The organism is Limnohabitans sp. MMS-10A-178 (genome assembly GCF_003063375.1).
Lineage (GTDB): Bacteria > Pseudomonadota > Gammaproteobacteria > Burkholderiales > Burkholderiaceae_C > Limnohabitans_A.
The window spans coordinates 570213-581522 of sequence record NZ_NERY01000001.1; the positions used below are offsets into that span (position 1 = coordinate 570213).

11 protein-coding genes are annotated in these 11310 nt (G+C 53.2%); all 11 read left to right on the plus strand.

Annotated features, from left to right (window positions below):
• Positions 1-4: 4 nt before the first annotated feature.
• A complete protein-coding gene (fliA, locus tag B9Z32_RS02840) occupies positions 5-754 on the plus strand; it encodes an RNA polymerase sigma factor FliA (protein ID WP_108419851.1) in 750 nt (249 codons plus the stop codon).
• A gap of 134 nt (positions 755-888) precedes the next feature.
• A complete protein-coding gene (fliS, locus tag B9Z32_RS02845; protein WP_108420946.1) occupies positions 889-1323 on the plus strand; it encodes a flagellar export chaperone FliS in 435 nt (144 codons plus the stop codon).
• Between the two features lie 90 nt (positions 1324-1413).
• Positions 1414-2277 (plus strand): flagellar motor stator protein MotA, encoded by an 864-nt coding sequence (gene motA / locus B9Z32_RS02850; protein WP_108419852.1) that lies wholly within the window; start codon positions 1414-1416, stop codon positions 2275-2277.
• A 5-nt stretch (positions 2278-2282) separates the two neighbouring features.
• Positions 2283-3341 (plus strand): flagellar motor protein MotB, encoded by a 1059-nt coding sequence (locus B9Z32_RS02855; protein ID WP_199219928.1) that lies wholly within the window; start codon positions 2283-2285, stop codon positions 3339-3341.
• A 138-nt stretch (positions 3342-3479) separates the two neighbouring features.
• Positions 3480-5870 carry a bifunctional salicylyl-CoA 5-hydroxylase/oxidoreductase gene (locus tag B9Z32_RS02860; protein ID WP_108419853.1) on the plus strand — a complete coding sequence of 797 codons (2391 nt, stop codon included), beginning with the start codon at positions 3480-3482 and terminating at the stop codon, positions 5868-5870.
• Positions 5870-6649 (plus strand): SDR family NAD(P)-dependent oxidoreductase, encoded by a 780-nt coding sequence (locus tag B9Z32_RS02865; RefSeq protein WP_108419854.1) that lies wholly within the window; start codon positions 5870-5872, stop codon positions 6647-6649. Before B9Z32_RS02860 ends, B9Z32_RS02865 begins: the two co-directional genes overlap by 1 nt.
• Positions 6649-7152: a MarR family winged helix-turn-helix transcriptional regulator gene (locus tag B9Z32_RS02870; RefSeq protein WP_108419855.1), complete on the plus strand. Its 504-nt coding sequence runs from the start codon at positions 6649-6651 to the stop codon at positions 7150-7152. Before B9Z32_RS02865 ends, B9Z32_RS02870 begins: the two co-directional genes overlap by 1 nt.
• Positions 7149-8009, plus strand: coding sequence for an enoyl-CoA hydratase family protein (locus B9Z32_RS02875; protein WP_108419856.1), 861 nt, complete (start codon positions 7149-7151; stop codon positions 8007-8009). Before B9Z32_RS02870 ends, B9Z32_RS02875 begins: the two co-directional genes overlap by 4 nt.
• A 2-nt stretch (positions 8010-8011) precedes the next feature.
• Positions 8012-9181, plus strand: a complete 1170-nt coding sequence (locus tag B9Z32_RS02880; RefSeq protein WP_108419857.1) for an acyl-CoA dehydrogenase family protein — start codon at positions 8012-8014, stop codon at positions 9179-9181.
• An 8-nt stretch (positions 9182-9189) separates the two neighbouring features.
• Positions 9190-10875 carry an AMP-binding protein gene (locus B9Z32_RS02885; RefSeq protein ID WP_108419858.1) on the plus strand — a complete coding sequence of 562 codons (1686 nt, stop codon included), beginning with the start codon at positions 9190-9192 and terminating at the stop codon, positions 10873-10875.
• A 21-nt stretch (positions 10876-10896) separates the two neighbouring features.
• Complete coding sequence (locus B9Z32_RS02890; RefSeq protein WP_108420948.1) at positions 10897-11289, plus strand: RidA family protein; 393 nt, start codon at positions 10897-10899, stop codon at positions 11287-11289.
• Positions 11290-11310: the final 21 nt, after the last annotated feature.

Genomic DNA, 11310 nt, shown 5'->3' on the forward strand with positions numbered 1-11310 from the left:
CAACATGGCCAACTCCACTCGACTTTACGAACAGGTTCAAAACAACAGCGAAGCGCTGGTCATGGCCCATTTGGGCATGGTCAAGCGCGTGGCTTTGCACCTCAAAGTCAGGTTGCCTCCTTTCATGGAGTTGGACGAACTTATTCAAGTGGGCATGATTGGCCTTTTAGAAGCCGCACGCGCCTTTGACCCTGTAAAAGGCATGGAGTTTGAGAACTTTGCCCACAGCCGTGTTCGCGGCGCTATTTTGGACGAAGTTCGCAGGCTGTCATTTTTGCCTCGTTCTGCCGTGGCCATTAATAAGTCGCACAGCGAAGCCACTCACGAATTGGCCGCCGAGCTGGGGCGCACCCCCACCCAAGCTGAGCTGGCCGACCACATGGGCAAAGACATTGAGCTTTTTCACAAGGAACGCACGCAAGCCCGCAGGTTTGAAACCTATTCCATGGAAGTGGTTACCGAAGAGGTGATGAACATTGCCACCGATTCGTCGCAGCAGCCCGAAGCCATTGTGGAACACGAGCAGTTCATGGGCGTGCTCACGGAAGCCATTGCCGATTTGCCCGAGCGCGACCAATTGTTAATGAATTTGTATTACGTTGAAGAGCTCAACCTCAAAGAAATTGGGGAAGTTTTGGGTGTGACCGAGTCGCGGGTCAGTCAGTTGCTCACGGCGGTTGTCAAAAAGTTGCGGGGCACTTTGAAAGTCGAGCCCGCCCACGTGGCCAAACCCAAGGCTGGGAAGGGCGCATGATGTTTGCCAATTTAGCTCTTTCAAGCCTGGGTGTGTCCCATTTGCCCCTCAATGCTTCTTTTCTGGAAGAAGACTCAAGTTTTCCGGTGTCCCTCCGATTCCTGCTGTGTCAGGAACAAAAGGAACAAGACATCATGCGAGTACATTTCAAGGCGATGGAGAGCTACGGCGAAGGTAACAATGCATCACAAGCGTTGGTGGCCGACAAAGTTGAGCTCATTCAAATGTTGTTTGACGGCTTGATTGACAGCCTGGTGACTGCCAAGGGCCACATTCAGCGTGGCTCTATTGAAGACAAGAACAAAAGCTTGATGCGCGCTGGTCGCATTGTTTTGGGCTTGCAAGGCTCGCTTGATTTAGACAAAGGTGGCGATTTGGCCCGTAACCTGTACGAGTTGTACAGCTATGTGACACGCCGCTTGGTTCACGTGAACGCTCGCAATGACCTCGATGCATTGCAAGAAGTTCACACCTTGTTGAATGAAATTCGCCAAGCTTGGCGTGATGTTCCTAACTTGTTACCCAAATCTGCGCCTGCTTCAGGTGTTGTAATGTCTTCAATGCATTGAGCTTTTGCCTTTAGAGGCAAGGTTTTGAGGGAACAATGACGGGCGCAGCTGGGAAGCCAGCCGCCCGTTTGGTCGTTTTTGGAGAGAAATATGAATGCGATTATTGGTATCGTTGTTTTGATGGTCTGCGTGTTCGGCGGCTTTATCATGGCCGGCGGAAGCATGAAGCCGATTATCAAAGCGGCGCCGGTTGAGACTTTCATTATTTTGGGCGCTGGTATTGGCGGCATGCTCATTGGCAACAGCATGGACATTTTCAAGGGCGCCTTGGGCGGCATGGGCAAAGTGTTCAAGGGCCCTGCCTACAAAAAAGAAGATTATTTGAGCACCATTTTTGTGGTGTCCAAAATCATGAAAACGCTAAAAACCGAGGGCCCTGTGGCTCTTGAGGCGCACATTGAGAATCCTGAATCCAGTGCCATCTTTGCTGAGTACCCCAAAATTTTGCACGACCATGCTTTGTTAGATTTGGTTTGCAACACAGTTCGTTTGATGGTGGTGTCTACCAGCCCCTTAAGCCCATATGCGGTGGAAGACGTGATGGACCTCTCTATCAAAACCCACCACCACGATGCCCTGAAAGCCCAAACCGCCTTGGCCACTTTGGCTGGTGCCCTTCCCGCTTTGGGTATTGTGGCTTGCGTGTTGGGTGTGGTGAAAACCATGGACGCGATTGACCAGCCGCCCGCTGTTTTGGGTGCCATGATTGGTGGCGCTCTGGTGGGCACGTTCTTGGGTGTGTTCATGGCTTACGGCTTTGTTGAACCCATGGCCTCGCGCTTGGCGCAGATCATTGACGATGAAGGTCAAATTTACAAAGTGGTGAAACAAATCATCATTGGTACCTTGCACGGTCACCCTATGCCATTGATCATTGAGGCTGCGAGGGCAGGTATCAGTCACCACAATCAGCCAAGTTTTGCTGAAGTATTTGATGGCTTGCGAGGGGGCTAATAGCCATGGCTGAGGCAGTTTTAGAGGCTCCAACAGACGAGGCCAAGGTTCTGGAGGCTGAAGCACCGGCTGGTGCTGATGCCGCAGAGGGTGCGGCCGAAGCTGCTCCTCTCATTCCAGAAGAGGCGGATGTCGATGCGCCTGTGGTGGTTGCGCCTAGCATCACCATTAAGAAAATCATGGACGATGGGCACGGCGGTGCCCACGGTGGTGCCTGGAAAATTGCCCTAGCCGACATGATGACCGCCATGATGGCCTTCTTCTTGTTGATGTGGCTTTTGGGTGCCTCCAATGCCGACCAACGCAAAAGCATTGCCGACTATTTCAAGCCCACTTCGCACAGCAATGTGACCATGGGCAAGCTGGCGGGCTCTGACGGCATGTTGGGCGGTCGCTCCGTCATTGATCCTGATGGTTTTCCCTTCTCTGCCAAGCAAACCAGCGCTTTGAACATGGTGACACCGCGTTCGCAAGGTGGCCCCACAGAAAACGATCCTTCGCCCAATGGCGCTGACAGCAAAGAGTCTGGGCAGGACGGCGATCCAGGTAAAAAATCGGCAGCTGCTGCTGCCGCAGCCGCCGCTGCAGCTGCAGACGCCGCCAACTTTGAGAAGTTGGAAAAAGATATCAAAGAGGCCATGGCAAAGAATCCTAGGCTGGACAAACTCAAAGACCAAGTTTCATTTGCCCGCGACAACGAAGGCCTGCGCATAGAGATCATCGACAAAGCCGATTTCGCCATGTTTGGTCTGGGTACCACCACCATGACACCCAGAGCCCAGGCTTTGCTCACCGAGGTGTCCAAAACACTGGCAGCCTTGCCCAACAAAGTGGCCATTCGCGGTCACACCGACAGCGTGCAGTTTGCCAACACCGATGACCGCAACAACTGGTCCTTGTCGGCAGAGCGAGCCGAGGAAACTCGCAAGATCATTGAGAAAAAAGGCATTCCAGGAAATCGATTTGCCAAAATTGAAGGTGTGGCCGATACGGCCCCCTACAACCCCAAAGACCCCAAAGACCCGCGCAACAGGCGGATCAGCATCACGGTCATGAACCAATAAAACCCTCAAAAGCAGCTTTTTCAAGCTGCTTTTTTTTGGCCCTTGACCAGCTACATCAGATTGCCCATAATCATTTCAAGCTTCAACTATTGAAGTCAAAACAATTTGCCGGACGGGCTTGATACAAGGAACCTCATCATGAACATCGTGTGCTTGGGCGGCGGCCCCGCAGGCTTGTATTTTGGGCTGCTCATGAAGTTGCGGCATCCTGAACACCGCATCACCGTGCTAGAGCGCAACAAGCCTTACGACACCTTTGGCTGGGGCGTGGTTTTCTCCGATGCCACCATGTCGAGGTTGCAAGTGGCAGATCCCGTTACAGCTTCAGAAATTTTGGGTGCTTTTAATCACTGGGACGACATTGCTGTGCACTTCAAGGGCGAAACCATGCGCTCAGGAGGGCACGGGTTTTGTGGCATTGGCCGCAAGCGTTTGCTCAATATTTTGCAAAAGAGATGTGAAAGCTTGGGCGTTGAATTGGTGTTTGAAGCAGAGGTGGATGCCCATGCCGACATCGGTGCGCTGTACCAAGCCGACTTGGTCATTGCATGTGATGGCATCAACTCTAGGGTTCGCACCCGTTTTGAAAAGACCTACAAGCCCGACATCGATGAGCGCCATTGCCGCTTTGTGTGGTTGGGCACGCGCAAGCTGTTTGATGCCTTCACATTCGCCATTGAGGAAACTGAGCACGGTTGGTTTCAAGCCCATGCTTACCAGTTTGATGGCGACACCTCCACCTTTATTGTGGAAACACCAGAGTCTGTTTGGAAGGCCGCGGGGTTTGAGGACATGTCGCAAGAAGAGTCGGTGGCATTTTGTGAAAAGTTGTTTGCCAAATACTTGGACGGCAACCCCCTTATGACCAATGCCAAGCACCTGCGTGGTTCGGCGCATTGGATCAAATTTCCAAGGGTGATTTGCGATCAGTGGGTGCACTGGGACACATCCTCCGATGGCCGCTCAGTACCTTATGTTTTGATGGGAGATGCTGCACACACGGCCCACTTTTCAATTGGCTCTGGCACCAAGCTGGCGCTGGAAGATGCCATTGAATTGGCTGATACCTTTGAGCGTGTGGGACACGGTGTGAAGGGCATGCCAGAAGTGATGAACGCTTATCAAGCGACGCGCTCGATTGAGGTCTTGAAGATTCAAAATGCAGCGCGCAATTCCACAGAGTGGTTTGAGAATGTGGCGCGCTATGTCAATTTGCCACCGCAGCAATTTGCCTATTCATTGCTCACACGCAGCCAACGCATTTCGCATGAAAACTTGCGACTGCGCGATGCTAAGTTTGTAGAGTCATACGAACGTTTCATGGCGTCATTGGTTAGCTTCGATGACAGCTCGCGCCCCAAGTCAACACCACCCATGTTTTTGCCTTTGCAGGCGCGCAGCATCACTTTGAAAAATCGCGTGATGGTGTCGCCCATGGCCACATACTCGGCCATAGACGGTGTGCCTGGTGATTTTCATTTGATGCATTACGGCGCACGCGCTGTAGGTGGCGCTGCCATTGTGTTCACCGAGATGACGTGCGTTTCACCCGAAGGCCGCATCACACCCGGTTGCCCTGGTTTGTGGAATGATGTGCAGCAAAACGCTTGGGCGCGCATTGTGAGTTTGGTGCACGCTCAGTCGGATGCCAAGATGGCTTTGCAGTTGGGTCATGCAGGTCGCAAAGGTTCTACACGCCGAGCGTGGGATGGCATTGACATGCCTTTGAACGATGGAGCGCGAGATGGCCCCAATTGGCCACTCATGGCGCCATCGGCTGTGCCCTACATAGACGGCGTGAGTCAGGTGCCACATGAAATGACACGTGCTGACATGGAGGTGGTGCTGGCAGACTTTGTATCTGCAGCGGAGCGGGGCGCTAAAGCGGGGTTTGACTGGCTGGAGCTGCACTGCGCGCACGGTTATTTGCTGTCTGGCTTTATTTCGCCATTGACCAACCAGCGCACCGACGAATTTGGGGGAAGCTTGGAAAATCGACTGCGTTTCCCCTTGGCCGTCTTTGTAGCGCTGCGAAAAGTGTGGCCTCAAGACAAGCCCATGTCGGTGCGTATTTCTGCACACGATTGGGTTAAAGGCGGCATCACCATCGATGACGCCATCGAGATTGCCAAACAATTTAAAGCAGCTGGCGTTGATTTTGTCGACTGCTCATCGGGCCAAGTAGACAAGCGCGAAAAGCCAGTGTATGGCCGCATGTTTCAAACCCCGTTTGCCGATCGCATTCGCAATGAAGCGGGTGTGCGCACCATTGCTGTGGGCGCTATTTCGGAAGCGGATCATGTCAACAGCATCATCGCAGCGGGCCGTGCCGACTTGTGCGCAGTGGCTCGCCCGCACTTGGCCAATCCCTCTTGGACCATGCAAGAGGCAGCCCGCATTGGCTACACCGATTTGAATTGGCACAAGGCTTATGTGTCTGGCAAGCGGCAAATGGAAACCAACTTTGAGCGAGCTGCAGCCATGGCCGCTGCCAGTGCCACACCGGCCGCAGCCAAGGGAGAAAATTGATGAGGCATGTCTGGGTCACGGGCGCAGGCCGAGGCATTGGTGCTGCCGTGGCCTTGGCATTTGCGCGCCAAGGAGCTGCATTAAGTTTGTCTGGTCGAGACATAAAAACCCTGCAAGCACAAGCAGCGCATTTAAAAAGCCAGTGTCCCAATGTGAAGGTGCACTGCAGTGCCATGGATGTAAGCGATGCAGCTTCGGTTGCAGCCGCCTGGCAGTCAAACCATGCGGCTCTGGGCCCTGTGGAGGTGTTGGTAAACAACGCAGGTCAAGCACTGAGCCAGCCCTTTGCCAAAACAGATTTGGCTTTGTGGCAACAAATGCTCAATGTCAACCTAACCGGCAGCTACTTGTGCATTCAGGCAGCGCTGCCAGATTTGTTGGCTGCTGGCGCCAGTGGCAAGGCGGCCCGCGTTGTCAATATTGCCAGCACAGCTGGCTTGAAGGGCTACGCCTATGTGTCTGCCTACACAGCAGCCAAGCATGGTGTGATTGGTTTAACGCGCAGTTTGGCCATGGAGTTGGCCAAAAAGGGCGTTACCGTGAATGCTGTATGCCCTGGATTTACAGAAACTGACATTGTGCGCGAGTCGATTGCCAACATTGTGGCCAAAACAGGCCAGACAGAACAGCAAGCGCGTGAAGCCTTGGTGTCGCACAACCCGCAAAAGAAAATGATTCAACCAGACGAGGTGGCAAATACCGTGTTGTGGTTGTGCAGCAATGCTGCAGCTTCAGTGAATGGTCAGTCAATTGCCGTTGATGGTGGGGAGACTATGTGATGCATGCGAATTCAAGTTCAGTGGTGAATGTGGATCATGAATTTAGAGCCCACGCCGATCACCATGCCTCCTTGAGATTGTGGTTGCGCTTGTTGTCCTGCACCACGCGGGTAGAAGACAAAATACGGCAAAAGTTGCGCGAGTCATTTGACATCACGCTGCCACGCTTTGACTTGATGGCGCAACTCGAGAGAGATCCAGACGGTTTGAGTATGGGCGAGTTGTCGCGGCGCATGATGGTCACAGGCGGCAACATCACCACCATCGTCGATCAACTTGAAAAAGAAAAGCTGGTGATGCGCCAAGTGGGCTTGAACGATCGCAGGTCGTTCACTGTCAAGCTAACTCCTGCAGGCCGTGTCGCATTCACCGATATGGCCATTGCGCATGAGGAATGGGTGGCTGAGTTGTTTTCTGGCTTGTCCAACAACCAACAAAGCCAGTTGTATAGCTTGTTAGGTGCCATGAAAAAGAATTTACAGAAACAAGAGGAGACATCATGAGTCAAAAGTACTTGCCTGGCCAGCCACAGCAGCTGCCTCGCCACAACAACAAGTTGGCCCACTACAAAGCTGAACACGTGCTGTTTGAAGTGAAGGACGGTGTGGCCACGCTCACCTTGAACAGGCCGGAGCGAAAAAACCCCTTGTCATTTGACTCGTACGCCGAAATGCGCGATTTGTTTCGCGCACTGGCCTATGCCGAAGATGTGCATGCTGTGGTTGTCACTGGCGCAGGCGGTAATTTTTGTTCAGGCGGTGATGTACATGAAATCATTGGGCCCCTTACCAAACTGGATATGCCAGGCTTGTTGGCGTTCACGCGCATGACGGGCGATTTGGTCAAGGCCATGCGGGCGTGCCCGCAACCCATTGTGTCTGCCATCGATGGCATTTGCGCCGGTGCAGGTGCCTTGCTGGCCTTGGCCTCTGACATGCGGTATGGCACGGCCCGCAGCAAAACCTATTTTCTATTCAACAAGGTAGGCTTGGCTGGCTGTGACATGGGCGCGTGCGCCTTGTTGCCCCGTGTGATTGGCCAAGGCCGTGCTTCCGAATTGCTTTACACAGGCCGAGGCCTTGCAGGTGAAGAGGCCGAGCGCTGGGGGTTTTACAACCGAGTGTGTACACCCGAAACTGTTTTAAGCGAGGCACAAGCCATGGCCCAAATGCTGGCAAGTGGCCCTACCTTTGCCAACGGCATGACCAAGAAAATGTTGCAGCAAGAATGGAACATGGGTGTCGACGAAGCCATTGAAGCCGAGGCGCAAGCGCAAGCCATTTGCATGGTCACCAACGACTTTCACAGGGCCTATCACGCCTTTGTGGCCAAGCAAACGCCCGTGTTTCAAGGAGACTGACCATGAACTCAGCAGCTCATTTGGCATGGCCGTTTTTTGATGCGTCGCATCGAGAATTCAAAGCCAACTTGCAACAGTGGAGCACGCAGCAGTTTGGCCAATGGCACGCACACGATGAATCGCGTGAGGCCATTGACCGTGAGTGTGTGAGCTTGGTCAAAGCCTTGGGTCAAGGCGGTTGGTTAAAGCCCGCCATTGCAGGCACCAAGCATGGCGGAGCTGCTGATGTGATCGACACACGCACCATTTGTTTGTTGCGCGAAGAGTTGGCTTGGCATCATGGCTTGGCTGATTTTGCATTTGCCATGCAGGGCTTGGGTTCAGGCGCTATCAGCCTCAAAGGAACACCAGAGCAACAAGCCGCTTACCTACCTCGCGTGGCCAAAGGCGAGGCGCTAGCAGCCTTTGCCTTGAGCGAGCCCGATGCGGGCTCTGACGTGGCGGCCATGCAATGCAGCGCAGTTGAAACCCCCGAAGGCTATCGCTTGAATGGTTTCAAGACCTGGATTTCCAATGGTGGCATTGCCAATTTTTATGTGGTGTTTGCACGCACCGGCGAGGCGCCAGGCGCCAGAGGCATCAGCGCTTTCATTGTGGATGCCAACACCCCAGGTTTGGAAATTGCAGAGCGCATTGATGTGGTGGCACCACACCCTTTGGCCACCCTTCATTTCAACAATGTATTGGTGCCACATGCCAAGCGCATTGGTGCGACGGGTGAGGGGTTCAAGGTGGCCATGGCCACTTTGGATGTTTTTAGAACCTCGGTGGCGGCTGCATCGCTGGGCTTTGCGCGCAGAGCTCTAGATGAATCAATTGCCTGGGCCAAGCAGCGCAAGATGTTTGGCGGGACCTTGGCAGACTTTCAAATTACGCAAAGCAAGTTGGCGCAAATGGCCACCCTGCTCGATGCCGCCACTCTGCTCACTTACAGAGCTGCATGGCTTCGTGATCAAGGGCAACGCATTACTCAAGAAGCGGCCATGGCCAAAATGACCGCCACAGAAAATGCACAGCAAATTATTGATATGGCTGTGCAAATGCATGGAGGCATGGGTGTTAAAAAAGGCTGCATTGTGGAGTCTTTGTACCGAGAAATTAGAGCGCTGCGCATTTACGAAGGCGCCACTGAAGTACAACAATTGATCATTGGTCGTGATTTACTGAAGTGAGGATTGAAATGAGCCAGTCATTAGCGCCTTCATCACACACAGACACATTTACGCGCGACAATTTGCCGCCGCTAGATCAGTGGCCCGTGTTTGTCTTTGATCGACCTGAAGTTCAATATCCTGAACAACTCAATTGTGTTCAGGCCTTGTTAGACGATCATGTGGCGCAAGGCCATGGCAATCGCATGGCAGTGCGCGGCCAAGATACAGCAGGCCCTATGGGCTGGACATATGCGCAACTGCAAAGCAAGGTCAATCAAATTGCCCATGTGTTGGTGCATGACATGGGCTTGAAATCGGGTGAACGTTTGTTGCTGCGTGGGGGCAACAGCCCCATGATGGCGGCGTGTTTCTTGGCGGCATTGAAGGCGGGTTTGGTGGTGGTGCCCACCATGCCTTTGCTGAGGGCCTCAGAACTCAAACAAATCTTGGACAAGGCGCAAGTGAAAGCAGCGTTGTGTGACAGTGTGTTGGCTGAAGAATTGGCGCACTGCACTGATCACACGCATGCTCAATTTGCCCCATCACTCAAACAAGTTTTGTGGTTTAGAAGCTTGGATGAAGAGGGCGTAGAGGCCCGAATGGCCAAGCATTTGAAGGAATTTGAAGCAGTGGCCACCAGCCGCGATGATGTGTGCTTGATTGCCTTTACCAGCGGCACCACCGGAAAGCCCAAAGGCACTATGCATTTTCACCGAGATGTTTTGGCCATGTGCGATTTGTTTCCTAAGCATGTGCTCAATATGGGTGCCAATGATGTGGTGTGTGGTACGCCGCCCATTGCATTCACATTTGGCTTGGGCGGTTTGTTGGCTTTCCCCCTGCGCTATGGCGCATGTGCTGTGCTCCTTGAAAAATACACACCTGAATCATTGCTGCTTGCCATCGGGCAGTATGGCGCTACGCAGTGCTACACCGCTCCTACCATGTACCGCCAAATGGCCATGTTGGTTTCTGAAAAGCCATATGGCTTCAACTTGAAGTCATTGCGTCACACGGTGTCGGCAGGCGAGGCCTTGCCTGATGCCACGCGTCAGTTGTGGAAGAAGGCAACGGGCATTGAGATGACCGACGGTATTGGAGGTACCGAGGTGATTCACATTTATATTTCCAGTGCAGGCCAAGACGTGCGTGCTGGCAGCATTGGCAAAGTGGTGCCTGGCTATCAGGCACAAATTGTGGACGAAGACATGAAACCCGTACCGCCCGGCACAGTAGGACGCTTGGCTGTGAGAGGCCCAACAGGGTGCCGATATTTGGATGACCCGCGGCAAAAAGAGTATGTGAAAGAAGGCTGGAATTTACCCGGCGATACCTTTGTGATGGACGCCGATGGTTACTTCAGTTATCAGGCGCGCAATGACGACATGATCATTTCTGCGGGATACAACATAGCAGGACCCGAAGTAGAGGGAGCGCTGATGCAGCACCCTGCTGTAGCAGAATGTGGCGTGGTGGGTGCTGCTGACGCTGAGCGCGGGCAGGTGGTCATGGCCTTTGTGGTCTTGAAATCAGGATTGACAGGCACACCTGAATTGGAAAAAGAAATTCAAGAATTTGTGAAGCAAACCATTGCGCCCTTCAAGTATCCAAGGCGCGTAGAGTTTTGCACAAGCTTGCCGCGCACCGAAACTGGCAAGTTGCAGCGCTTTAAGTTAAGACAGAAAGCGTCAGCTTTCAATACAGAACAATAAGGAGCAGAAATGTCACAAGATATGTTGAGAGTGCTTCAGCCAGAGGGATGGGCGCCTGCCAAAGGCTATGCCAATGGCATTGCTGCGCGTGGCGAGATGGTGTTTGTTGCAGGCATGATTGGCTGGAACGGCCAATGCCAGTTTGAGACCGATGATTTTGTGGAGCAGTGCAAGCAAGCGCTGCAAAACATTGTGGCCACGCTGGCTTGTGCAGGGGCAGGGCCTGAACACATGGCGCGCATGACTTGGTACGTGAAAGACAAAAAGGAATACATCGCGCGAGGGCGTGAGTTGGGCAAGGTGTACCAAGAGGTGATGGGCAAAAACTACCCTGCCATGACCTTGGTTCAGGTGGCCGACCTGGTGGAAGACCGCGCCTTGGTGGAAATTGAAGTGACGGCTGTGAAGCCTTGAGGTGCAGCGTCTATTGGGCTA